At 60.8% G+C, this 25,150-nt stretch carries 19 protein-coding genes; 4 read left to right on the top strand and 15 right to left on the bottom strand.

Translation table 11 applies throughout. The features are described 5' to 3' along the window. Window positions 1-37 precede the first annotated feature (37 nt). Window positions 38-577 (top strand): DoxX family protein, encoded by a 540-nt coding sequence (locus N688_RS14295; protein ID WP_081838859.1) that lies wholly within the window; start codon window positions 38-40, stop codon window positions 575-577. Window positions 578-778: 201 nt separating this feature from the next. Here N688_RS14295 and N688_RS14300 read toward each other — a convergent pair whose 3' ends face one another. From N688_RS14300 to mutS, 3 genes are all read right to left on the bottom strand, one after another. After that, window positions 779-2,254: an MFS transporter gene (locus N688_RS14300; RefSeq protein ID WP_052889912.1), complete on the bottom strand. Its 1,476-nt coding sequence runs from the start codon at window positions 2,252-2,254 to the stop codon at window positions 779-781. A gap of 524 nt (window positions 2,255-2,778) precedes the next feature. After that, window positions 2,779-3,933, bottom strand: coding sequence for an acyl-CoA dehydrogenase (locus N688_RS14305; protein ID WP_052889913.1), 1,155 nt, complete (start codon window positions 3,931-3,933; stop codon window positions 2,779-2,781). A gap of 170 nt (window positions 3,934-4,103) precedes the next feature. Further along, window positions 4,104-6,920, bottom strand: a complete 2,817-nt coding sequence (gene mutS / locus N688_RS14310; protein WP_052889914.1) for a DNA mismatch repair protein MutS — start codon at window positions 6,918-6,920, stop codon at window positions 4,104-4,106. 332 nt (window positions 6,921-7,252) lie between these two features. Between mutS and N688_RS14315 the strand changes: the two genes are divergently transcribed. Then, complete coding sequence (locus N688_RS14315; protein ID WP_081838861.1) at window positions 7,253-7,627, top strand: lipopolysaccharide assembly protein LapA domain-containing protein; 375 nt, start codon at window positions 7,253-7,255, stop codon at window positions 7,625-7,627. Window positions 7,628-7,921: 294 nt separating this feature from the next. Here N688_RS14315 and N688_RS14320 read toward each other — a convergent pair whose 3' ends face one another. After that, window positions 7,922-9,355 carry a hypothetical protein gene (locus N688_RS14320; RefSeq protein WP_052889916.1) on the bottom strand — a complete coding sequence of 478 codons (1,434 nt, stop codon included), beginning with the start codon at window positions 9,353-9,355 and terminating at the stop codon, window positions 7,922-7,924. A gap of 48 nt (window positions 9,356-9,403) precedes the next feature. Beyond that, entirely contained in the window at window positions 9,404-10,030 is a 627-nt protein-coding gene (locus tag N688_RS14325) for a hypothetical protein (RefSeq protein ID WP_162179563.1), read from the bottom strand. Window positions 10,031-10,233: 203 nt separating this feature from the next. Here N688_RS14325 and N688_RS14330 point away from each other — a divergent pair, with 203 nt between their 5' ends. Further along, on the top strand, window positions 10,234-12,045 hold the full coding sequence (locus tag N688_RS14330; RefSeq protein WP_156025427.1) for an MptA/MptB family glycosyltransferase: 1,812 nt from the start codon (window positions 10,234-10,236) through the stop codon (window positions 12,043-12,045). A gap of 114 nt (window positions 12,046-12,159) precedes the next feature. Here the strand turns inward: N688_RS14330 and N688_RS14335 are convergent, their stop codons facing one another. From N688_RS14335 to nusA, 10 genes are all read right to left on the bottom strand, one after another. Further along, on the bottom strand, window positions 12,160-13,527 hold the full coding sequence (locus N688_RS14335) for an FtsW/RodA/SpoVE family cell cycle protein (protein WP_052889919.1): 1,368 nt from the start codon (window positions 13,525-13,527) through the stop codon (window positions 12,160-12,162). 199 nt (window positions 13,528-13,726) lie between these two features. Next, the gene (locus tag N688_RS14340; RefSeq protein WP_052889920.1) at window positions 13,727-14,173 is read right to left on the bottom strand and encodes an FHA domain-containing protein; all 447 of its coding nucleotides are present in this window, start codon (window positions 14,171-14,173) and stop codon (window positions 13,727-13,729) included. Between the two features lie 12 nt (window positions 14,174-14,185). Beyond that, window positions 14,186-15,040, bottom strand: coding sequence for an FhaA domain-containing protein (locus N688_RS14345; protein WP_052889921.1), 855 nt, complete (start codon window positions 15,038-15,040; stop codon window positions 14,186-14,188). 17 nt (window positions 15,041-15,057) lie between these two features. Further along, the gene (locus N688_RS14350) at window positions 15,058-15,996 is read right to left on the bottom strand and encodes a bifunctional riboflavin kinase/FAD synthetase (protein WP_052889922.1); all 939 of its coding nucleotides are present in this window, start codon (window positions 15,994-15,996) and stop codon (window positions 15,058-15,060) included. 143 nt (window positions 15,997-16,139) lie between these two features. Then, window positions 16,140-17,099 carry a tRNA pseudouridine(55) synthase TruB gene (truB, locus tag N688_RS14355; RefSeq protein ID WP_052889923.1) on the bottom strand — a complete coding sequence of 320 codons (960 nt, stop codon included), beginning with the start codon at window positions 17,097-17,099 and terminating at the stop codon, window positions 16,140-16,142. Further along, window positions 17,066-18,124 carry a DHH family phosphoesterase gene (locus N688_RS14360; RefSeq protein WP_052889924.1) on the bottom strand — a complete coding sequence of 353 codons (1,059 nt, stop codon included), beginning with the start codon at window positions 18,122-18,124 and terminating at the stop codon, window positions 17,066-17,068. The genes truB and N688_RS14360 overlap by 34 nt, the downstream gene beginning before the upstream one ends. Further along, the gene (rbfA, locus tag N688_RS14365; RefSeq protein ID WP_081838862.1) at window positions 18,121-18,564 is read right to left on the bottom strand and encodes a 30S ribosome-binding factor RbfA; all 444 of its coding nucleotides are present in this window, start codon (window positions 18,562-18,564) and stop codon (window positions 18,121-18,123) included. The genes N688_RS14360 and rbfA overlap by 4 nt, the downstream gene beginning before the upstream one ends. Before the next feature lie 21 nt (window positions 18,565-18,585). Next, window positions 18,586-21,036, bottom strand: a complete 2,451-nt coding sequence (infB, locus tag N688_RS14370; protein WP_081838863.1) for a translation initiation factor IF-2 — start codon at window positions 21,034-21,036, stop codon at window positions 18,586-18,588. Between the two features lie 535 nt (window positions 21,037-21,571). Then, window positions 21,572-21,925, bottom strand: a complete 354-nt coding sequence (gene rnpM, locus N688_RS14380; RefSeq protein WP_202901930.1) for an RNase P modulator RnpM — start codon at window positions 21,923-21,925, stop codon at window positions 21,572-21,574. 255 nt (window positions 21,926-22,180) lie between these two features. Then, a complete protein-coding gene (gene nusA, locus N688_RS14385; protein WP_081838864.1) occupies window positions 22,181-23,341 on the bottom strand; it encodes a transcription termination factor NusA in 1,161 nt (386 codons plus the stop codon). Between the two features lie 797 nt (window positions 23,342-24,138). Between nusA and N688_RS14390 the strand changes: the two genes are divergently transcribed. After that, window positions 24,139-25,083 carry a cysteine hydrolase family protein gene (locus N688_RS14390; RefSeq protein WP_052889926.1) on the top strand — a complete coding sequence of 315 codons (945 nt, stop codon included), beginning with the start codon at window positions 24,139-24,141 and terminating at the stop codon, window positions 25,081-25,083. The last annotated feature ends 67 nt before the right edge of the window (window positions 25,084-25,150 follow it).

A 25,150-nucleotide genomic window follows, 5' to 3' on the forward strand; every position in this document is an offset into this window, starting at 1 on the left:
ACCTGGATATCTCAGGACAGGAAAGGAGGAGAGGACCATGAACGCGCTTCTCGCCACCGGTCTCTTGCTGTTGCGTCTGACGCTTGGTCTCATTATCATGGCTCATGGTGCTCAAAAGCTGTTCGGTCTGTTTGGCGGTCATGGGCTGCGTGGCACGCAGGAGATGATGAACAGGCTGGGTCTGCAGCCAGCTCCGTTCTGGGCCTGGGTCGTGGCACTGGGTGAGTTTGGTGGCGGTTTGCTGGTGGCGCTGGGCCTGTTGACGCCTCTGGCGGTCTTGCTCCCAATAGGCTCGATGCTAGTGGCCATCGCCAGGGTGCACTGGGCTAAGGGCTTCTGGAACAGTCAGGGCGGCTTTGAGTTCAATCTGGCCTTGCTGATGATGGGTGTGGTGCTCGGCCTGACGGGCGCTGGTAGCTTCTCACTGGATCAGCTGCTCAACTTCGCCCCACCTCAGCCGCTGACCTTCTTGATCGGACTGATCGGGCTGGTCGTGCTGCTGCTGATCCTGATCCCGCTGGGCAATATGCTGGCCCGACGTTCACAGGAGCCGGCTCAGGGCGCGGCCCAGTCCTGATCAGCACAGACCGGTAATCCGCGAGTCTCTGGGAGACTGCCGGGCAGGAGGAAAGAGAAGATGCCTGCCCGGCATAAGCTTTTTGTGGACAGAAGCAGGGGGCCTCACTGGCTCGTTCTCGCTGGATAGTGAGGCTCCCTGTTTGGACACTGTGCTGCGGACCGGGCCGGACCAGCGATGCTGCTCGGGTCTGCCGCTTACTTACTCCTGGCGCTCGGAGGCTGTGGGTTGTAGCGGCGCGCCGGCGAGACCCGTCAGCTGGGGACCTTTGCCGGCCCGTACCAGTGAGCAGGCTACGGCCAGCACACAGATCAGGGCTGAAGCCAGAAAGGCGTGATCCATCGCGGCGGTAAAAGCCTGGGCCATAGTTGGCGCCAGATGCCCGACAGTCCCTAAAAAGACACTGGCCACAAGGGCTGGTGGCATGGAGACGGCGGCTACGTCCAGGGCGACGGCGAAGCTGAAGATCATGCCCACGTTGCGCAGAGTGTTGAGAGTGGCAGAGGCGACGCTCAGGTGGCTGCGCGGGGCAGCACTCATGGCGGTGCTGGTGTTCGGTGACCAGAAGAAGGAACCGCCAATGCCCATCAAGGCCAGAATGAGGGCCAGTTGCCAGTAGGGCGTGGTCGGCGTCAGCAGTCCCAGCAGCACCAGGGCAAGCGCCTGGATCACCAGGCCGATGGTGGCCGGTATGGCTCCCCCGATCCGATCGGCCCAACGTCCCCCAAGTGGCCCCACCAACGAAATGCAGAGAGGTAGCGGGAGAATGAGCAAGGCCGCTACCAGCGGCGGGTAGCCACGGACGCCCTGCAGATAGAAGATGACGAGAAAGTTGACCGCGAAGACGGCCAGCGATTGGAGCATGGCCGCCAGAATCGAGAATGCATAGAGGCGGTTGCTGAAGAGCTGCAGGTTCAACATGGGAAAGGTATAGTGACGCTCGCGCCAGAGGAAGGCCAGCAGGGCCATCAGGCCAATGAGGAGGAGAGCCACAATGAGCGGCGAGCGCCAGCCAACGCTGATGCCTTCCAGAAGGCCAAAGAGGAGACCCACTAGACCGATGCAGAAGAGCAGGGCACCGAGGATGTCAAAAGGCTCTCGCTGCTGACGCGGAGCAATCTCGTGCAGGAGAAAATAAGCGGCGAGCATCCCTATCAGACCAACCGGCAGATTGACCAGGAAGATCCAGCGCCAGCTGGCCAGCGAGAGGATGAGACCACCAAGGACAGGACCAAGCACACTGCCAGCCCCCCAGGTAATGGAGTTAAAGCCCATCGCTGTGCCACGCTCGCCCGGCGGAAAAACTTCGGTGATGATGGCCATTGCATTAGCATTGAGCATGGCCCCCCCGGCTCCCTGGAGAACCCGGGCCGCGATCAGAAAGAGGTCGTTGGGAGCCAGACCGCAGAGGACAGAGCCAATGGTGAAGACCAGAAAGCCCAGATTATAGAGGCGGACGCGGCCAAACATGTCCGCCATTCTGCCGAAGGAGAGCAGCAGTACGGTGCTGATCAGCAAATAGCTGGTAATCACCCAGGTCATGCGCACCAGGTCAGAATGGAGATCCTGCAACATGGCCGGCAGGGCAAGAATGACAATGGTCGAGTCAATGGCAACCATTAAGGAGCCAAGGGTGACAACCGAGAGCGCGATCCATTTGTATTGGAGCTTTTTCATGGTGCAAGGCCCATCTCTCATCAGGTCTGCCAATCAGACACTGGCGGGCCTTCGGGGACATTCCAGCCGCAGATAGTGCTCGATACTCCTCACTGCTGGCTTGATAAGCGTAACTGGCTGGCCTAGCGGCTACGTTGCTGGCACTTGCTTGAGAGCTGCTGGCGGCGGCTTGCCCACTGTGCTGCCCGCCCGATGCCGGGTGCTGCGAAGGAGCGTCAGATTGCCCATCGGACGGCGCCCCTCCTACCCACCTCCTTCATGATAGCACAAAGCGATCGCAGATTGTCGATCACATCGCTCGTTTTTTGAGATATTTGCTTGCAGAGCACCTTTTGTCTGGAAACTTGAGGGTTCTCTGATGATGAAGCCCGTGAGCTGCTGCGAGTGCTGTGCTGTACGGAGTTCCGCGCCGGTTCCGCCTTTTGCCAGGAGAGGCGCAGCCCTGGATCAGGCTTCCACTGTTGCAGCCGCGCCTCTCCCTGAAGAAAAAGCAGGCGCTGATCGCTCTCTGTTGCCGGCCTCACCTAGGCCGAGGCTTGCGTCAGCAACTCGCGCGCAATCACCAGGCGTTGAATCTGATTGGTTCCCTCATAGATCTGGGTGATCTTGGCGTCGCGCAGCATTCGCTCTGCCGGATACTCCTTCATGTACCCATAGCCTCCCAGGATCTGGATAGCGTCGCTGGTCACCTCCATCGCGATATCCGAGGCGAACATCTTGGCCATCGACGAGTACATCGTAAAGCGCTCCTCGCCGCGATCGATCAGCTCCGCCACATTGTAGACCAGCAAGCGCGCCGCCTCGACCTTGGTAGCCATGTCGGCCAGCATAAACTGAATGCCCTGGTTTTCAGCGATCGGACGCCCGAACTGCACCCGCTGTTTGGAATAAGAGACAGCCAGATCCAGCGCACCCTGAGCGATGCCTACCGCCTGGGCCCCGATGCCGGGCCGCGTGCGATCCAGAGTGCGCATGGCAATGCGGAAGCCATCGCCCTCGCGCCCGATCAGGTTCTCTGCCGGCACCTCACAATCATTAAAGATCAGCTCCGCCGTCTGCGAGCCTTTGATCCCCATTTTATCTTCAACGCGCCCTACCGCGAAGCCCGGAAAATCCCGTTCTACAATGAAAGCGCTGATGCCGCGCGTCCCCGCCTGCGGATCAGTCAGAGCAAAGACCGTGTTGACCTGAGCCAGGCCTCCATTCGTGATGAAGCGCTTCGAGCCATTGAGTATGTAGCGGTCCCCTTTGCGCACCGCTACCGTGTGCATCGCCGCCGCATCCGAACCAGAGCCGGCCTCTGTCAGGCCGAAGGCCGCCAGCCACTCGCCGCGCGCCAGCGGCGGTAGATACTTGCGCTTCTGCTCTTCGCTGCCGGCCAGCAGAATCGGCATGGCTCCCAGCTGCTGCACTGCCAGCAGCAGGCCCGTTGTGGCACAGCAGCGCGACAGCTCTTCAATCGCGCGTACCACTGCCAGCTTCGTCGAGCCGAGGCCACCGTATTCCACGGGGAAGGGCATGGCATAAATATCCTGCTGCGCCAACAGCTCTTTCATATCCCAGGGGAATTCCCCCGTGCGATCTATCTCCGCCGCGCGCGGCGCCACACGCTCGGTTGCAATCTCGCGAATAGCCGCAATCAGCTCCTCTTCTTCGGGAGAGAGATGAGAAACCGCCATAGACGATGCTCCTTTGCTGGATATCGACTAGAGACAAAGAAGGCACAGGACACAACCATTGTGTTTTGGAATATACCACAGAGAGGCCGTCCTCGTGCCAGATGGACCAGACTCCCTCTCCCGCCGAAGAGGGGCCGGGCAGCCGCGGCCCCGCTCTATGCGACAGGGGCTCAGCCCTCACGGCGCGCCCGCTGTTGTAGCTCGTAGAGCTTGCTGATAGCCTCGATCGGTGTCAGGCTCTCGATATCCAGGGTCTTCAGCTCTTCAAGGATCGGATGCGGCTCAGCGGCGAAGAGCGTCATCTGCCAGCCCAAGGGCATGGTCATATCCTTCATGGCCTTGCGTCGCGCCTGGGCCTCGCCCTTGCGCTCCAATTCCGCCAGGATCTCCTGAGCCCGATGGATGACCGGGCGCGGAATGCCGGCTAGCTCCGCCACATGTACCCCATAGCTGCGATCGGCTCCTCCCGGGACAATCTTACGCAGAAAGACGATACGGCCCTCCTCCTCACTGACGGCCACATTAAAGCAGCGAATGCGCGGCAGGACGCGCGCCACCTCCACCAGCTCGTGATAGTGCGTGGCGAAGAGCGTCCGCGCCCCACAGCGCTTATTGTTATGCAGATACTCGACGACTGCCCGCGCGATGGCCAGGCCATCGTAGGTGCTGGTGCCGCGCCCGATCTCATCGAGAATCACCAGGCTACGCGGGGTGGCATGGTGTAAAATATTGGCCGTCTCCACCATCTCGACCATAAAGGTACTCTGGCCCGTCGCCAGATCGTCCTGAGCCCCAATGCGCGTAAAGATGCGGTCCACAATGCCAATGGTGGCCGCCTGGGCCGGCACATAACTGCCGATCTGGGCCATGAGGGTAATCAGAGCCACCTGGCGCAGATAGGTGGATTTTCCGGCCATATTCGGCCCGGTGATAATAAGAATCTGGGCCTCGTGATTCGAGAGCTCCGCATCGTTGGGGATAAAAGGCACGTCCGGCTGAGCCTGCTCGACAACCGGGTGACGCCCGGCAACGATGCGAATGGTATCGCCGTCGTTCAGCTCGGGCCGGCAATAGTTGTTGCGCGCCGCCACTTCGGCCAGACTGAGATAGACGTCGATTTCGGCCAGGGCGTGGGCCGTGGCCAGCACCCGCTCAGCGCCTTGTGCGGCGATCTCCGCCCGGATCTGGGCGAACAGCTCGCTCTCTAGCTTGTTGATGCGCTCACGCGCATTGAGGATGGTCGCCTCGTACTCCTTTAGCTCCGGCGTCACAAAACGCTCGCTGTTGGTCAGGGTCTGGCGCCGCTGGTAGTCAGCAGGCACACGCTGCTTGTGAGCATTGGAGACTTCGATGAAATAGCCGGTGTTTTTGTTGTACCCTACCTTGAGGGAGCTGATGCCCGTTCGGGCGCGCTCGCGCTGCTCCAGACGCTCTAACCAGCGCTGCCCATCCTGAGAGATCGCGCGCAACTGATCAAGTTCTTCGCTGAAGCCAGGCCGAATGATCCCCCCTTCGGAGATGCTGGCCGGTGGCTCCGGCACAATAGCACGCTCAATGAGCGTGATGAGATCTTCGGTATCGGCTAGCCGCAGCAGTAAGGTTGCCAGCGAGGGCATCGAGCGCAGCGCTGCCGCTCCCTCCTCATCGGCGGTCAGGTCGGCACGAATCTCCGACGCCCCGCGCAGGCTGCTCGCCAGGGCGATAAGGTCGCGCGGACCAGCGATGCGTTGGCGTACACGATTGATCAGGCGCTCGACGTCACCGATCTTCTTGAGGATCTCGCCCAGGCGCGCCCGCAATAGTGGGGCCGCCAATAGCTCCGCGACTACCTCCTGGCGCTGGCGCAACGCGGAGAGATCCAGCAGCGGCTGACCGAGCCAGCGGCGCAACAGGCGCCCGCCCATTGGGGTGCGCGTGCGATCGAGTACCCAGAGCAGCGAGCCTTTGAGGGTGCCGCTACGACCACTCTCGAAGAGTTCCAGGTTGCGCCGCGTGTGGGGATCAAGGGTCATAAAGTTGGCGATCGAGTAGGTCTCTAGGGCGGTGAGCTGGGGTACGATCTCCTTCTGCGTCTCTTGTACGTAGGCTAGAACAGCCCCAGCGGCGCGGATGGCCAGCGGCAGCCTTTCGCAGCCAAAGCCCTCTAGAGAGACGACGCCAAAGTGAGTCTGCAGGCGATGGCGCGCGTCGGCCTCACTGAAGAAGCGGGCATCGTAGGGGGTGACATGGCCGGCCAGCCCTTTAAAGAGACGCGCCAGAGAAGCGAAATCCTCGTCGTCGTCTTCCTCCAGCTCGTCCTGCTCACCCAACAGGGCCGCCGCCCCGTCGGGATCACCATTGCTTCCAAGGCGGGGAAGCGGCTTTTCGCTCATCACTGCCGCCAGCCAGCGCCGCTTGCGATTGCTTTGCTGCCCATAGTGGGCCTCCACCAGGACCTCTGCCGGCGCGATGCGCGCCATCTCCTGCTGCAAGGTCAGCTCCGGCTCACTGGTTGCAATCTGTGTCGCGGCGAATTCGCCCGTGGTGATATCCACATAGGCTACTCCAACGGCGTTGCGCCCCATGACCGCCGCCGCCAGAAAGTTATTGCGCTTGGCTGCCAGCATAGCCGGCTCAACCACGGTTCCCGGCGTCACAATGCGCGTCACCTCGCGCTCTACCAGTCCCCGCGAGAGGGCAGGATCGCTGACCTGCTCGCAGACAGCCACCCGGTAGCCCTTGCTCACCAGACGAGCAATGTAGCTCTCGGCGGCCTGATGCGGCACCCCAGCCATCGGAGCCTTCTCTCCACGGCCAAAGTCGCGCCGCGTCAGGGCAATCTCCAGCTCCCGGGCCACGATCTCGGCGTCCTCGTCAAACATCTCATAGAAGTCGCCCATGCGGAAAAAAAGGATGGTGTCGGGATAGCGCTCTTTGATGGCGAGATATTGAGACCGGATCGGACTATGGTTGCTCTGCTGCTCTCTCTCGTACTCCTCAAATAGCACGGTTCACCTCTCCCAGAGACTCTTGGCGTGATGCTTAGTTTACCCCGAATCTGCCGCTTTGTAAAAGCGTTCTAGCCATCCTGCTGCTCATGAGCACGCCTAGCTGTTCAGTCCTACCCGGTTGCCAGCACGATCAGCTTTTGCATATACTTTGAACATCCCCGTGTGGGCTGGAGGAACTACGTCGCGAGGCCCGGCTCTTCCTGGCGCGGCCCTTCCTCCTATCTCGCTTGCTCGCTCGTAAGCGAGGTAAGCTCATCAATGAGCGTCAAGATGCCGGCTATATGTAACCATGAGCACGCATCGATAGATCTGCTGTTGAACGGTGCACCATGATGACTGCAAACGGGTCTCCATTGAGCGACGTCGAGCTGTCACTCTTCTCCTGGCACCTCCACATTCCGCTCCCGCTGGGAGTGCTGCTTTTGCTTTCGTTCCTCTTGGGCGCACTGGTCTTCTATGTGATCGCAGTTCTGGCTTCGCTCAGGGAGCGGCGAGAGCTGGAGCAACTGCGCAAGCGTGTGGCCGAACTTGAGCGAGAGAAGGCGGCAGCCCTGCAAGCGGCGCGCATTCCTTCTGGCCCGCTCCCGCAGGTGCCCCCGGTTGTGCCAATGCCCGGTATCCCAGGTCTGCCTGGCCTCGGCACGCCCCCTGGTCCCGGCCATCATCCTGGCCCCCCTGCCGGTTATCCGCCTGGAGGCTATTAAGGCGAGGGCTGCTCTGCTTCGCTTCGCCTCGCCTTGCGGGTCCACGGGTGGCCGGGTATGTTCTCCTTTTCCCTGGCGTAGGCGAGACGCTCCCTCCCGCCAGACATTCGGCCAGTAGCCAGTGACCAGGGCCAATTAGCAGGGCAGAGCAAGCTCCGCTCCTGCACAGTCGCTATAACAAAAGGACGGGCTTCCGCTTCCCGTCCCGAGGGACCTTTTTTCTTCTCTTGCCCTGCCTCCTCGATCTGGCCTGGCTGCTTGACCAGGAAGGGCAGTAGGCAAGATGCCAGCTGATCAATCAAGCTCGACACTATGCCGGCCAAAAATGCGCTGCCAGAAACGCAGCTCTGCCGCCGCATCTTCCTCCTCTCCTCCGACGCCAACCGTTCCGTTGGGATTACTCGCCCCTTCACCCTTGACAGCCTCGGGCCCGGCTTGCTTCTGCTCCTCTGCCTGCAGCGGCTCTGACTCTTCCACGTTAGCAAGAGGCACGGCCCCAGTCTCAGCCGCAGCAGGGCTGTCCTCGGCCTCCACCTCAGTAGCAACCTCCGATAGCGCTGACTCCTCTCCATCGTTCTTGCATGCTGGCTCAACAGCGACCTCATCTGCTGAGTTGGAGAGGCTGGCCGTCTCCATGACAGGCTGGTCCTCGCCTTCGGGCCAGATCACTTCCTCCGCCGCCGAGGCAGCTTCGGGGGAACCGGCAGCGCTAAACTCGTAGAATGCCTCCGCCGGAGCGCGATCTGTCTCTTGCTCCAGGGAAGGAATCGCGCTCCCCACTGACCCCTCTTCATCAGTCGCGTTCTGCTTCTCCTGGGAGGCCGTTGTTGCCTCGTTTACAGCGCTGCCAGCATACTCACGAATGGCCAGCTCTGCCAGAGAAGAGGAGGGCTGCGCAAGGGCGGCTTCGTTGACTGGCGTCTCAGGCTTCTCGCCGGACAGGGATGCCTCGACAGTGCTCTCCAGCGCCTCCACTTCCGGCGCTGCCGCTTCCTGCTCGTCCGGCTCCTCTGCCGCCACGGCTTCTCTCGTCAGCTCGGCCTCTGTGGCCTGGCGAATCTCTTCATCAGAAAGGGGAACCACCTCCGCAGGAGTCACCTGCTCGGATGCCGAAGACTCCACCGCCGGAGATTCAGCCCCATCGACCCCCACCACCTCCGCTGGCGCAATTGCAGGCAGACTTCCAGCAGTGACCTCCTCGGAGAACAGACGGCGCAGGAATTCGTCTTCGCTGAGCCCATTGCCAAGGTCCCCCTCTTCGCTCTCCGCCAGGGCCTCGCATCCACCTCCAGCCTGAGTCACAGTCTCCGTCGCCAGCGTCGCCCCCTCCTCGATCGAATCGAGCCAGTCATAAGCTCCCTCCAGAGCATGCTCGCACCAGCGCGTATAATCGCCGTCAAAGAGACCTAGTCGCTGACAGGTCTCAAGTCGACGAAACATGGCTTGCAACCATTCCTCGCCACGTTCGCAGAGACGATCAAGCAGGACAACATCGCTGACCCCCGACGCGCGCAGGGTCGTCAGCAGGTTCAACACTGCCTCGGGGGGCTGAAGCTGACGCAGGCGCTCGGCGTTCTGCTCAATTTGCTGACGCAGGGCCTGGATCTCCGCCTGCAATACGGCCAGACGCTGCTCGGCTAACCAGAGCTGATAGCCGGCATAGAACTCCTCGATGTCACGCCGGCTCAGGCGGCTGTAGAGATGCAGCAACTGCTCGCTGTTGTTCATCTTGGTATCCTCAAGCAGAGCACGGGGCCAGCCAGTTGGCAGGAGCCTTCACTCCTGGGTTGGGCCCTCTCCCAAAGTGGGGGTCTGGGACGAAGATGACGAGGGGGAAATGCGACCCCAGCGCTCCAACCAGCGCTGTACCAGGCGATTGGTGCGTATCCGCTCTTCATCGATGGGACCAGGGCGCCGATCTTTACCCGAGGAGATGGTCAGGCGATGGAGCCACTCAGGTAGCTCAAGTTCCTGCAACTTCACTGGCCATCCCAGCTGAGCCAGGCTCTCCGGCTGAGGAGCCGAAAGCCCACTGCCGCGCTGCTCAGGTCCTACGGCAGGCAATGGCGCCTGCGCAGAGGTAGGGGCAGGGGCAGGGCCAAGGCTTCCAGTCGTCTCGCTCGTGTGACGCCCTGGCAAAGCCCCCGAACCAGTAGAGGAGGACGGCGAGAGATTCACACGCGCCTGCTGACCCCGCTGCTGCTCCTCCTCCCCCAGCGCGCTCAGCAGAAGACGTACTAGCTGATTCTCTGGCCGCGGCTGCGCTCGCTCTAGCTGGCTGAGATGCTCTAACAAAGAGGCTCGCTCAGCTTCCAGCGCCTCCAGTTTCCGTCTGAGGCTCTGCTCCGTCTCCTGACAGAGTAGCCATTGCTGGTACTGGCCCATCGTACTTGCTCTGCTCACAGCAGTCGCTTGAATGGCACGCGGCTCCCTTCTGCCAAAGTATACCATGCCTGGCCCCCACGAACAAGCGGCACTTTACACGAGACCGTATACTATGTTTAGGTATTTATACTTACCGATAGGTAAAAATACTGGTACTGGTCCTGTTGGGACAGGACCAGGGCGTGGATAGCACACAGATCACGGCGGGGGTACCTTTCCAGATGACATACCCAACAACTCCTTTAGCTCAAGGCTATACAAAAAAAGAATCCGGGCTGACAGAGCCTTCTTCAGAATCGCTACCTGTCTTCTTTGTGCTGCTGCTAGGGATGGCCCTGATGGTCCTTGGCCTCATCCTCCCTCTGCGTGCACTCTACTTCTACCAGGCTTTTCCTGGCTCGTGGGTGGAGCACTGGCTACTCCTGCCAACGCGCCTGCTCTTCCCCCACCAGCCACTCGTCTCGCCGCGTCATCTCCTTGACGCCCAGACCCTGCACAATGTTCCGCTGAACTGGCACGACCTGCTCGCCCTCGGCGGCGGGCTGGCCCTGGTCTGCCTCCTCTATCTGCTAGCCCTGCGCGCCTTGCCACCCTTGGTCTCCTACCGTTTTATCCTCTTATCAACGGCTTTCCTCGGCTTCATTTTAGTATTATATCCTGCTCTGACTTCACAAGACGTTTTCTCGTACATTACGTATGCCCGCATAGGCGTAATTTACCATCTCAATCCCCTAACCACTCTACCCGTTGCCATCTCTCAGGACCCGATCTATCAATATATCTTTTGGACCACTCAACCTTCGGCCTATGGCCCGACCTGGATCGCCTGCACCAGCCTGCTCCAATGGCTGGCATTACAGCTGCACCACAGCAGCGTCTGGAGCATGGTGCTGCTCCTTCGCCTCTTCGGCCTGGCCATGCACCTTGGTGCCACCATTCTTCTCTGGAGTGGCAGCGGCCTGGCGCTTGCGCCACAGGAGGTCTCATCTCCACGCCTTCGCCTGGCCCGTCTCACCGCTACCCTGGCCCTGGCCTGGAATCCCCTCCTCCTCCTGGAAGCCTGCGTCAACGCTCACAACGATGCCACCATTCTCCTCCTCATCATGCTAGCCTGCTGGCTCCTTCTCCGCTGGCAGCGTCGCCAGCAACTGCCCTGGCTGCTGGCGGCCACCCTGTCTCTGGCCCTGGCCGCCTGTCTCAAAATTACCTTCATCGTCATCTTCCCCGGGCTGCTCCTCTTCCTTCTGGCCCGCGAGGAGCGGCGTTCTTTCTGGCCGCGCCTGCGTCTACCAGCAGCCATACTCTTGACCTATGTGAGCTGCATCGTACTGCTCTATTGGCCGTTCTGGCACCACGGCGCAGTGCTGCGTCTCCTCCAGGTCAACCCCAGTGCCTCGATGGCCCGCAATACGCTATATGAATTTTTAGTGCATCTTTATGCCACAATTGCCCACATCCGCTTAATCCAGGTTAATCCAAACACAGGGTCCCAACCGGAGATCGTAGCCCACACGATCGCCAGTCTGCTCTTTGTTCTCGCCTACGGTGGCCTCTGCCTTCACGTCTTGCGACGGCCTGCCTCCATTCGTTCGCTCTCCGCGCTCTTCGCCTGGATGGCCCTGGCCTGGCTCCTCTTCTGCTGCATTGGCTCCACCTGGTTCTGGCCGTGGTATCTGGTGAGCTGGGTTGGCCTGAGCCTGCTTGCGCTGGTGAGCGACAAAGGCTGGCAAGCCCTGCTCCGCTCGCGCGCCTTCGCCGTTACGGCGGCCTTGACCGCTTTCTGCATGCTTTCAATTTACGCTGGCTATATCTGGGGGATGGAGCGCACTGGGCTTCCCTTCTTACCTGGCTTACAAATCAGCTGGTTGCGCGGTCTGTGGGGCTGGTCCTTCCTGCTCCTGGTCGTCCCGCTGGCGCTGGCCCAGCGCCGACGCCAGCGGACCTGGTCGACGCTGGCAGCGCAGCCGTTGCCACTGCCAGGCCAGGGGCAAGGGAGCGAGAAGCAACGGCGGGGGCGTCTGCCAGTCTCCTGAGTTCCAGGCCCGGATTCCGGCGCGCCTCTGTCTCTGCCCGCTCAGGCGGCGCGCCGGCTCCAGCCCAGTCTGGCACCTGACCAGAGCCAGCGAGGGAAGGGGAGGCCTCGCCAGCTAAGCCAGTCCTTCGCGCTCCAGAGCGCTATTGTGGGAGATACGCAGAAGAATGCCGACAATGATATAGTTAGCAATCACCGAGCTACCGCCGTAGCTCAGGAAGGGCAAGGGAATACCAGTGAGAGGAAGCAACTTGATGTTGCCAGCGGCAATAATCAGGGTCTGCAGCGCAAAGATCGAGGTCAGGCCCGCCGCCAGGAGCTGGTTAAAAGGATCGCGGGACTCCATAGCAATGCGGTAGCCACGGTAAATCAGCAGTAGATAGAGGCCAATGAGAGCCAGCAAACCCGCCAGTCCCAACTCCTCGCCCAAGGCAGTCAGGACCATATCCGACTCCACTACCGGAACGATGGTCGGATGACCCAGGCCAAGGCCGGCGCCGAGAATGCCACCGCTGGAGAGCGTGATCAATCCCTGGACGACCTGGAACCCCTTATTCTCCGCAAAATCCGTCTGGGCCTCGGTCCAGCGCTGCCAATTGACCACATCAAAGCCAACTACCGCAAAGCGATTCCGCACATAGCTGAAGAGGGAATAGCCAATGAAGGCCAGGAGGGCAAACAGCAGCAACCCAAAGAAGACGTAGGACTTCTTTTGCGAGCTGAGATAGATCATGCAGAGGAAGAGGCTGTAGATCAAGAGGGCCAGCCCCAACTCGCGCACCACCAGGAAGAGCAACAGAGCAATCCCCAACATCATAAACACGGGGCCGAGCTGGCGCAACGGGGGCAGACGGAAGGGACCAAAGCGTGGCCCTTTCCCAGCCAGAATATCGCGATTCTCGCTCAGATAGGCCGCAAAGAAAATGACAATGCAGATCTTGAGCAACTCTGAAGGCTGGAAGGCAAAAGGACCCAACTTGAGCTGGTCATGCGTCGGGCTGTCGAGATTCTTTACATGGAAGGTATTGACCAGGGTCACGCAGACCAGAAAGAGGCCAAGCACAGCCCAGGTATATTTGTAGCGCTCCAGCCACTGCATGCGCCGCAAGCCGAAGAGGGTGACCATACACATGATAATGCCCAGCATCACCCAGATCAGCTGCTGCGTCCCCAACGTGGAACGATTGATATCGGGGCCGATGCGCATCGCCATCAGAACCCCCAGGCCGCTGAGCAATCCCACCAGCGGCAGAAGCATCTGATCGGCTCGCGAGAAAAAGAAACTCAGGATGATGTTGACTGTCAGAAACAGGGCGATCAGACCCAGAATAGGGATCAGCCCCTGGACCGGCGGCAAATTGCGCGTGCTCAGAGAGGAGGTCTGATCACGATTGGCAAGTAAGAGCTGGGTCATGCCCAGCAGCAAAATCAGAAACGGGATAATGAATAATCCCAGTTCTTTCCAGCGATAGCGAAACGTCATTGCAGCCAGACCTTTCACTGTCAGCAAGTCTCGGCAAACCGGAGCGCGCCGAGCCACATCCAACGGAACCCTAGCTAGCGAGCATGCAAGCCACCACCGAAGCTGACCAGTCAGCCAGATCGCAGCCCCCCAGCAGGCCCCCAAGCGCTCAACTGAGCTAGCCGGCGAGGCTCAGGGAGGGAAGAGCAGGCCCTGCGAGCTAGGGCGTGAGCTTAAAAGAGACCGGCCCGATCTGGATCAGATCACCAGGCCGGGCAGGCAACGGCTCACGGGCCGGTTTGCTATTCAGAAAGGTGCCATTGACGCTACCGGCATCCTGGACATACCAGACGCCATTGCGATACCAGAGCCGCGTATGCTCGGCAGAAATAAAGGGGTAGGGCAGCTGGATCGTGTTGGTCGGCCCACGCCCAATGATTGTCTGTGGCATCAGGTCAAAGCGCGTCCCCGGCAGCAGATTGCTGGGGCCACTGTCAACTACCACCAGATGCCCGACCACCGGCGGCGTGCGTGCCTCCACCTCGCTTCCCATTGCCGCCGTCTTGCGCAGATCACGGGAGATCGTCAGCACAACCTGCATCAAAAAGAGGTAGAGAAGGATGAGCAGCAAGATCCTCAATATCAATAAAAAGACATCCAAAGGCATGAGTCAGTGTCCCTACCTTCGCTCGAAGTAGAAATCGTAGCTTCCAATGGTGAAACGATCACCGCTGCGCAGGGTATGCTGCCGTACCCCGGGCATCCCATTCACCGTAATGCCGTTTGTACTACCGAGATCGAAGAGCATAAACTGTCCATTGGGCTGATATTTGATTTGCGCATGGTAGCGAGAGACGCGCTTATCTTCCACAATAATATCGTTATTGAGCTGTCTGCCGATATTGACGACTGGCTTCTCGATGCGATAGACCTGCTGGCCCTGTGGCACGCGAATAGTCAGCCAGGCCTGGGGCATTGGGGGAGCGGGACGTGCTGTAGCCAGGCCACTCATCGACGAGCCGGCGGGGACATCGATGCCAGGCAAGAGTTGGCCAGACTGCAACTGGGCCCGCAGCTGCGCAAGCTGCTCAGCGCTCAGCGCCTGGGTCTCCATCACCTCGCCGTCGACGCTGGGATCGCCGGTGCGATGCTGCCGGTCGACCAGCTCCGCTTCGATGCGCACCAGGCCGGGGCGCAAGCTACTGTCGGTATGGAGGCGCAGCACCGGATTAGAGCGCAGAGTATAGTGTCGTTGGCGAGCCAGATTCACCAGATCCTCCTGCCACTCTCGGACCAGAATCGCCTGGCTGGGAGCGAAACGCTGATGGTCCTTGATACTCAGATAAATATCGTAGACGTTTGGTGCCAGCAGGCGATCCACCCCCTGGAAGACGTTATCCTCCATTGCCCGCTCCAGCTTGCGGGCCACCTCCACCGGCTCCAATCGCGAAGGGAAGAGAAAAGCAAACGGCCCCTCGATCAGCCGCTGCATAAAAGCTTCAAACCGTGAGAGTGGATTCTGGCGCGTTTTCACCCTGGCTCACGCTCCCTTTATAGAATCTGCCGAACCTGCTCCACATCGGCGGCCATCTGCGCCTTCAAAGCTTCTATACTGTCAAAACGCCGCTCATCGCGTAACCGGGCGATGAATTCTACGAGAATGCGCTTGCCGTAGAGATCAAGCTCGACATCCAGCAGGTACGCCTCCACCAGTGGGCGCTCGCTGGGGAAATTGGGACGAATCCCGACGCTGACCGCACTCTTATAGACGTGAGGAGAAGAAAACACGTCACTCATTCCCACCTCCTCCACCGCCACCCGCGCCGCGTAGATGCCATTGGCTGGCAGCAGGCGATAAGGTTCTGGCACAATATTGGCCGTTGGGAATCCCAACAGCCTGCCACGATGATCGCCGTGTACCACGATGCCGCTCAAGAGCAATGGATGTCCAAGCAGCTCGGCGGCCTCGCCGATGCGACCTGTGCTGACGAGCGCGCGAATCTCTGTACTACTCACGCGCACCCCACGAATCTCCTCTAGTGGGAGCGCGTGGATCACCAGCCCATGCTCTGCGCCATAGTCTTGCAGGAAGGCAATATTTCCCTCACGATTGTGTCCCAGGCTGAAGTTTTCGCCTACCACAAGCCCTTTCAAGTCAAAGGCTGCGCGCAGCTCATCGAGAAACTGGCGAGCCGACATGGCTGCCACCTGCGGCGTAAACTGCACCACAATGGAGTCCTCTACCCCGCCATAGCGCCGGGCCAGCGCCAGTTTCTCCTCCAGCGAGGTCAGGCACTGGAGGGGCACATGGGGCCGCACGACCGCCAGCGTATGCGGTTCAAAGGTCAGCAGTACCGGTTTACTGCCCAGGGTCGCCGCCAATGCTCGCAGCTCATGGAGCAGGCGCTGGTGTCCTCTATGAATGCCATCGAAGTTCCCGATGGTAATGACGATTGGTTCGTGCGCGGTTACGGTGGTTTGATAATTCATAATGAATAGTGGTGGCCCTTTACGTTCTGCTCAGTGTCGCACCCGCAGCGGGCGTCTTAATAGTATCACAGCTCTAGTGGTCAGGCAACAATCGCGCGCTTTCTTAACCAGCCTGGGGGAATTGCCCGCCGTCGCCGTCCCGCTCAAGAGCGTCGTTCGGGTCCAAAGACCCGCATCGGCTGCCAGAGCTGCTGCTCCGGCTTCCAGGCAGCTAAGGCCCAGGTTCGCCCCTGCTCGTCGCAGATGCGCGCCAGTCGCGGCTCTTCTTCCTGCAGGGAAGCGGTCGCGCGCCAGCCAGGGCCCGTGACCCGGGAAGGCCAGAGGCCAGCCTCTGGCCCAGGGGCGCGAAAGCTGTTCCCATGCAGGACCCGCTGCAGGGTTCTGGCATCGACGACGAGCGCCGGGTAATGCTGGAGAGCAATATCCAGCGGCAGAAGATAGCGCTCAAGCTGACCGCTCTCCGCTGCCTCGGCCAGCTGCTCCAGGGTGATGCTCTCCTGCAGAATCAAAGGTCCGCTGCGCGTCCGTAGCAAGGCGCTCAGATAGGCCCCACAGCCGAGGCGCTGGCCCAGGTCGTGGGCCAGCGAACGAATATAGGTTCCCTTGCTGCACTCGATCTCAAGCTGGAGCCGCGGCTTTTCCCAGGCGAGGAGGACAAGGCGCTCGATCACGACAGGCCGAGCCTCCAGCTTGAGGCTTTCGCCAGCCCGGGCGCGACGATAGGCCGGCTCCCCCTGGAGCTTGATCGCCGAGTAAGGTGGAGGGACCTGCAGCTGCGGTCCGAGAAAGGCGCGCAGGACTCCCTCAAGCTGCTCACGGGTGAAATCTGGCACTGGCTGCATGCTCAGAATTCGCCCCTCGCGATCATAGGTGTCGGTCTCTCCTCCCAGAACAATCTCAGCCTGATAGGCTTTACCGCTCTCGCTGAGATAGTCGGCCACGCGCGTGGCGAGGCCGACGCAGATGGGTAGCACCCCACGAGCAAGTGGGTCCAGCGTTCCCGCATGGCCCACACGCCGCTGGTGCAGGAGACGGCGCACGCGCGCCACAACATCGTGCGAGGTGAGACCTACGGGCTTGTTGATGTTGAGGATGCCGTCCATTGCTCCTTTCCCCGCCGTAGCTCGTCTTCCAGCCTGGCCACAACAAAGGGAATCGCCTGCTCCAACGGCAGATCAAGCGCAGCACCAGCGGCACGGGCATGGCCACCGCCACGCCCCAGGCGCTGGCAGATCTCTGCAGCGTTATAGGGAGCCGCACAGCGCAAGCTCAGGCGGGTCGTGCCCGGGTCGCCGTAGCTCTTGAAGAAAGCCGCGATTTTCACCCCTTCGATATCACGGAGCAGGCCGGCCAGATTGTCATCCATCTCTGGCAAGGCTCCGGTCTCGGCCAGGGTGGCATCGCTGGCCCAGGACCAGATCAGCTGCCCATCACAGGCCGTCTGCGCTTGCAGCAGGACCCTGGCGCGTAGGCGCTCCTGGGCCAGCGGATGCGTCCGAAAGACGGCCTGAGCGATTGGCTCGGGCGAGGCCCCGGCTCGCAGCAGCAGGGCCGCCGCCTCCAACGTCCGAGACGTGGTGCTAGGGAATTGGAACGAGCCAGTATCGGTCATCAAGCCTGTCAGCAAACAGAGCGCCGCCTCCGGCGTCAGTGGCAGCTGAGCCTGCTGTTGGAAGAGGACCAGCAGCTCCGCCGTAGCTGCCGCCGTTGGATCGATGATCGTCACCTGCCCACAGCCCGCACTGCTGATGTGGTGATCAATGTTGAGCAGCGGGACCTGCTCCAGGAAGGAGCGATGGCGCTCGTAGAGGCTACCAAAACGCGGCAGTTCTCCAGCATCAAGCGCTATCACGAGATCGAAATCCTCATCCCCCAGGTCCTGCTGAAAGCGCTCCTGAGCAGGAAGGAAGGAGAAAGCCCGCGGTGGCGGGTCGGCACAGCAGGGCACTGCGCCCTTGCCCAGAGCCCAGAGCATATGCGCCAGTCCCAGGGCGGAGCCAAGACAGTCCCCATCGGGATGCTCATGGGCCAACAGGGCTACGCGCCGGGCCGGACGCAGCAAGGCCACCGCGCGCGCCACCTGGTCCGCTGGTAGCTGAGACGCCAGAGCAGTCGCAGATGTGCTCATTCCGCCTCCATTGAATCAGAGGTCTGACCTTGCTGTTCTTCAGCGTCCGGCTGAGCGGAAAGGGCCGCCTGAGATCCTTGCTGCTGCTGAGCATGTTCTTGCTCGATCTGCTTGATAAGCTCCATGACCTGGGCCCCTTTTTCCAGAGAGAGATCCAGCTTGAAGACCAGCTCAGGTACATGGCGCAGCACCAGACGGCCCGCCAGCTCATGGCGCAGGAAGCCGGTCGCGCGCTTGAGGGCGGCCATCGTATTGTGGCGTTCCTCATCGCTGCCCAGCACGCTGACATAGACCTTGGCGTGGGCCAGATCACCGCTGACCTCTACTCGCGTAATGCTGACAAAGCCGATGCGCGGGTCCTTCATGCGCGTGCGTAGCAGATCGCTGAGTTCCTCGGCAATCAACTCACCCAGCTTTTCCTGGCGATACAGGTTTGGCATGACCTATCCCCTTCCTGGGCCTCAATCCTTTTCCTGCCTGAAGGCTTCAATGATATCGCCAACTTGCACGCTACTGAAGCCTTCAATGATCATACCACATTCATAACCGGAGGCCACTTCACGCACATCATCTTTGCCGCGCCGCAACGAGGCTACGCGACTCTCGTGCACCTTCGCTCCGTTACGCAGCACGCGCACCTGTGAAGCGCGGGTAATCTTGCCATCCGTGACGCGGCAGCCGGCGATCACGGTATTCTTGCCGCTGCGGAAGAGCTGCAGCACCTCGGCATGGCCCTCGACCACCTCGTGATAGGTTGGCTCCAGGAGGCCCTTGAGAGCGGCCTCGATGTCCTCGATCAGCTGGTAGATCACATCATAATAGCGGATCTCGACGCCCTCTTTCTGAGCCTGGCGTAGAGCGGCGTTATCGGCCTTGACGTTGAAGCCGATAATGATGGCGCCGGAGGCGGCAGCCAGATGGACATCGGTCTCAGTGATATTGCCAACGCCCTCGTGGATCAGGTGCAGCTTGATCTTCTCCTCGCCCAGCTTGAGCAAGGCATTCTTGATAGCCTCGACCGTGCCCTGAACATCGCATTTGAGGACGATATTCAGCTCTTTGGCCTTTCCTTCCTGCATCTGCATATAGAGGGTATCGAGGCTGACATGTCCTGGTAAGCTGTTCTCGGCCCGGCGCTGCTCAGCGATCTCTGCGGCGCGCTGCTTGGCCGTGCGCTCGTCAGACACGACTTCGAGGCGATCGCCAGGCTGTGGTACCTCTGGCAGGCCAAGGATACTCACCGGCGTGCTGGGAGGCGCCTTCTGAATGCGCTTGCCACGGTCGTTGAACATAGCGCGTACCTTGCCAGCCAGAGGCCCGACGACAATATAGTCGCCCATCTTGAGGGTCCCTTCCTGGACCAGGATAGTGGCCATGGGACCGGTGCTCTTCTCCAGCTTGGCTTCGATGACGACGCCTACAGCCGGGCGGTTCGGATTCGCCCGCAGGTCCTGCATCTCAGCAACGAGCAGGATCATCTCTAACAGCTCGTCGATGCCAGCCCCCGTGCGGGCCGAGATAGGCACGCAGACCGTGTCGCCGCCGTAGTCCTCGACGATCACGCCGATCTCAGCAAGCTGCTGTTTGACCAGGTCAGGGTTGGCCGTCGGCTTGTCGACCTTGTTGATGGCGATGATGACCGGCACATTGGCTGCGCGAGCGTGATCAATGGCCTCACGGGTCTGCGGCATCACCCCATCATCAGCCGCGACGACAATGACAGCAATGTGGGTAACTTGGGCCCCACGCGCGCGCATGGCGGTAAAAGCCTCGTGGCCAGGCGTATCGAGGAAGGTGATCTTTTTCCCCTTGACTTCCACCTGGTAGGCCCCAATATGCTGAGTGATACCACCAGCCTCTTCGGCAGCCACACGGGTTTTACGGATCATGTCGAGCAGGGTGGTTTTCCCGTGATCAACATGGCCCATAATGGTGACCACCGGAGGAATAGGGACAGTATTCTTGTCTTCGCGCGCCGCTTGCAAGACGGCGCTGGTCGGCAGCGCTCCCTGCTGCAGGCTGGTGCTCGTCGGCGAGATGACCTGCGGCGTCGGCTCAAAGCCTAGATCGCGCGCTACCAGGGCAGCCTGCTCGTAATCGACAACCTGGTTAATGCTGGCAAAGATGTGATGTTTGATCAGATGACGGATGATCTCCGTAGGCGTCGCATGCAGAAGCTCGGCCAGGTCTCTGACGACAATCTGCGGCGGAATAGCCACAGGACCAGTCGGGGGCTTCTCCCTGACGACGCTGCCATGCCGTTCATGACTGCGCTGAGCCGAGGAGCCAGGCCGTCCTCCGCCACCAGGACGGGGACGAGCGCCAGGCCGCGAGGCCGATGAGGCCGGCGCCGGGGCATGAGTGCCAGCCCCCCCTCCAGCTGTGGGACCCACCCCTGCGTGCCCACCACCACGAGTGGCAGTGGCCCCCCCAGACAGTCCACCACCACGAGAAGCCCCCCCAGATACTCCACCACCGAAAGCTCCTCCTCCCGCCGTTGATCTGCCCACTCCCCCACCCGCGGGCGAAGAAGATCGCTGGAACTGCGATCCTCCTCCGGGCCGCTGACTTCGCTGACCGTTCCCCGGCCCTGGCCGTTGGGCCTGAACGGGCGCAGCCCCGGCCCCACTCTGCTGCGACGGCTGCACTGCACCGCCGCCATGTTGCTGGTGCTGCTGGTGCTGCTGGTGCTGCTGGTGCTGCTGGTGCTGCGGCTGACTGCGCGCCGGAGGAGCACCCGCCGGCGGCGCATTACGGCGCTGAGCACCTTGAGCGCCTGGCTTGGTCGAACGTTCCTGACCGCCCTGTGTGGCGTTCTCAGTCTTCGGGCGAGTGCCGGTAGTACGGCTGCGCGTCGTCGCTGCCTTCGCCTGCTCGTTGGTATTCGTGGTTGATTCAGATGTATTTCTCATGAAGAAGACTCCCTTCTATCGAGAATGATGCGCCACAATTGGCGGTGGAGACCTCTCTTCACAGCCACAACAAAGGACTGTCACCTTCCCTTCCACAAAGGCAGGCGCCATTCAGCTGAAGGGAGGAGACAGCCCTCGCTAATGCAGGCCAGGCATGTTTGTCTCAGTCTGCGCACTCTGGCGTAGTTGCTGCTATGGTTATCCTAGCATAGCCCTTGCTCCGCAAACATTGGCGCACCACGTCTGCCCTGTAGACGAGGGGCTGTGTCTCTGTAAAGAAGAGTCAAGATTGCGTGACACATACAACAATGATCACAAGGAAAGCGCTCACTGGCTTCCCGTTTCCCCGTCCTGGACACGGTAACAAAGGATTCAGAAAGCTGCGAACTTTTCTTCAGTATAGCCTACTCGCTGGACCCTTGCAACCCGCTACGGTTGAGCCTCTAGCCAATTTTCTCCCTGACCCTGTCGCCCTGTCCTGCCATGTGCCAGCTGAAACAGGACAGGAGGCCAGAGGAGCCAGGAGCCTGGGCCCTCACGGCACGGGCCTGGCAAGGCCACTGGGAGGTTGCTCCTCGCGTGGCAACGTGGCCAGGTACTCCTCCAGCGCTGCCCGATCCTCGGCAGAGAGCGGCTGCTCAAATTCGTGCTCTAACAGGCAGCGATCGCCCGCCTTTTTCACTCTGAGCGCCTTTTGCCAGCAGGAATAGCGAGCGCAGAGATAAGCGCCGCGCCCGGACTTCTTACTGGTTGGGTCGAGGAGAATTCGCCCCTCGGGTGTGCGCACAATGCGCAATAGCTCACGCTTTGGCCTGGTCTCGCGGCAGGCAATACAGGTACGCAGCGGAACGTGTTTCTGGCGCCCTCCCTTAGCGGCTTTGGCCATCATGAGATACTACTCCTCCCCTTTCTTCTCAAGAGACTGCTCAGTGATGCTTGCCAGCCTCAGCCACGGAGAGGCCTCGGACAGGCTTGCCGCAGCCCATCCCTGCCTCCTCACCCCCCTAGCTGGACCTACTTTCTGACTTACCTACCCAAGGGAAGGCCAGATGACAGCCTGCCGAGAGTGGAGAAGAGAAGGCCGACAGACAGACAGACAGACAGACAGACAAGGTGAAGGTGCCGGAGGCAAGTGAGCAGCCCTTTAGCGATATCTCCCGCCGCGTGACGAGGAGGAGCGCCTGCCACCGTCATGGCGTCCTCGCTCACGGCGAGCGCTGACGGACGAGATCGCTTCTGCTACAGCTTCCTCATAGACCTCGCCCTCGGCAGGCTTGACCACATCGACGCGCCAGCCAGTGAGCTTGGCAGCCAGGCGCGCGTTCTGCCCATCTTTACCGATGGCGAGCGAGAGCTGCTTCTCGGCAACCACCACCTGGGCGGTACGTTCGGCCTCCCGCAGTTCGACACGCAGAGGTTTCACAGGGCTGAGAGCATTCGCCACGAAGGTCGCCGGGTCGGGGCTCCACAGGATAATATCAATCTTCTCATCGCTTAGCTCGCGCACAATATTATTGATGCGCGATCCCCGTACCCCGACACAGGAGCCGATGGGGTCCAGGCCCTCCTGGTGAGCCACCACCGCCACTTTGGTCCGGCTGCCCGGCTCGCGGGCAATAGCCTTGATCTCGACCATACCCTCGTAAATCTCGGGCACCTCGGCCTCGAAGAGGCGCCGCACCAGGTCGCGATGGGAACGCGAGGCGACAATCTGCAAGAGCCGCCCCTGGACACGACGCACATCGACAATGTAGACACGCAACCGCTGGCCAACCCGATAGTGCTCGCTAGGAACCTCTTCGCTGAAGGGCATCAAGCCCTCGACCTTATCAACGCGGTCAAGATCGAAGTCGAGCACCCATCCCCGCGCCGGATCACGGCGCGTGATCGTTCCCAGCCGGATCTCGCCCACCCACTCTTTGAGCTGCTCATAGAGATGCTCATGCTCGGCCTCGCGAATGCGCTGCAGGATCACCTGCTTGGCCGTCTGGGTAGGAATGCGCTCGAAGATGTGCGATGAGTCCACTTCAATCGTTTGCCCCAGGGCGGCCTTCGGTATGAGGCGCTGGGCCTCCGCCAGCGAGATTTCCTCGTTGGGATCTTTGACCTGGGCAACCACTCGCTTGGTGGTCCAAACGTGGACCTCGCCGTTCTTGTCCACCTCGATGCGCACGTTGTCCCCGCCCCCGAAGCTCTTGCGGTAGGCTGATAAGAGGGCATTGGCCACGGTCTCCATGACCACTTCGCGGGGCAATCCTTTTTCGGCAATCAACTGCGCAATAGCAGCCTGAAATTCGCTTCTCATGATGCCTTCTCCCTCCCGCTCGCTGGTCGCCCAGTAGACACTTACTGCAAGTTGTTCGAGTGCAAAGAAAAAGTCCCTGGCAAGCAGAAAAGTGGGGGGCCCCCACTTTTCTCAAGGTTCCTCTATGTTCTGTCAATTACCCCACGACAGAAATCGGGGCTTGCCCGCAGCTTCATCAGCCCGGGCTTCGGGGCTGATTGACAACAGCCCTCTCTCCAGGATAGAGCAGGCGGCAGGATTGACCCCTCCCCTCCCTCTCCCCTGCGTCAGGCGAGACGAAGCCGTTACTGACCCGCGGCCAGTGCCTTTAGCCTCACCAGCATGAGGAGAGCATGAGAGGGTCCCAAGCGTCAATCCCTCGCGGACAACAAGCAAGGAGACGCATTTCTCCCCGCCTCAAGCTTGAGGTCCCTAGCGGCCCATCCTCATAGTATTATATCATGTTATCTTTTTCAACGCAAGGCAGGGCGAAGAGCTTGCGATTCGTTTCCCCGCCTCTTGATTTTTCTCTCAAGACAGGCTATACTCTAAATGATTATTTAGTGTAGATTTGACACTTTCTCTGTCTCTCTGATCCGGCGAGCGCCTGGCTGGCCAGCGGGAGGAGGGGTCTTCTTCCCCTCTCCAGGCCACGGGCCAGCTTCGTCTCGCCTCGCGCTCGCTGCGTTGCCGTTCTAGACGCGGGCAGTAGGCCCAGACAGGGCAGGTCGCCCCTGTGGCCGGTCACCGCTCCTGGGGTCGCGCTCTGCCTCGCGGCCTCTGCCTCGCGACGTTGGTCTGGATGAGGGAGTCTACTGATGAGTGAACGATCTCTGGCTCCAGCACGTTTTGATCCACAGGATGCCTTCAGAGGCCCTTATGCCGCCCGCATCGCCGAGTTCAGCGAGGCCGGGCGTCAGGCGGGCCTGGCTCCCGCCAGCACGGACCGCGAGCGCATCGCGCTGGTGCTGGTTGATTATCAGCATGATTTTGTTGATCCCAGTGGCACGCTCTCAGTCCCTGGTGCCCAGGAGGATGTTGCGCGCCTGCTGACCTGGTTTTACGCTCACGCCGATCGGATTACCACGATTTATGCTTCGCTGGATACGCACTTGCCTTTCCAGATCTTCTATTCTCCCTGGTGGCAGAACCCGCAGACGGGCGAGCATCCCGCTCCGTTTACAACAATCACTAGCGAGGATGTCCAGGCAGGTCGCTGGCTCCCCCTCCGTGAACCTGAGTGGTCACGTCACTATGTGCAGGCCCTGCGCCAGCAGGCCCGCAAGGAGCTGATGATCTGGCCCTACCATACGATGCAGGGCACGCTGGGCCATATGCTGGTGGCCCCCCTTAGCGAGGCCCTGGCCTGGCACAGCACAGCCCGTCAGACTCAGCCTCACTATATTGTGAAGGGCCTGACTCTGCGGACGGAGTTTTATGGCATCTTCGGCGCCGAGGTGCCCGATCCTTCCGACCCTTCTAGCCAGCTCAATACTTCCCTGCTGGAAACGATTATGCAGCATGATCGCGTCTTCCTGGCCGGCGAGGCCAAGTCTCACTGTGTGCTGGAGAGTGGTCGTCAGCTTGTTCAGCACTTCAGTCAGCGGCCCGATGTGCTCCAACGTCTCTATGTGCTGCACGACTGCACCAGCTCTGTCCAGCATCCTACGATCGATTTCGAGGCCCTGGCTGAGGAGGAGCTGGCACGCTGGGAACGCCTGGGGGTCCACCTGGTGCGCAGTGCCGACGGGCTGCCGGCGTGAGAGAATAAGGGGGCGAGTCAACTCGCGTACCTCAGCACGCTCCGGTGTGGCCTGGCATGGCTCATTG

This window comes from Thermogemmatispora carboxidivorans (assembly GCF_000702505.1).
In the GTDB taxonomy this organism is placed as follows: domain Bacteria; phylum Chloroflexota; class Ktedonobacteria; order Ktedonobacterales; family Ktedonobacteraceae; genus Thermogemmatispora; species Thermogemmatispora carboxidivorans.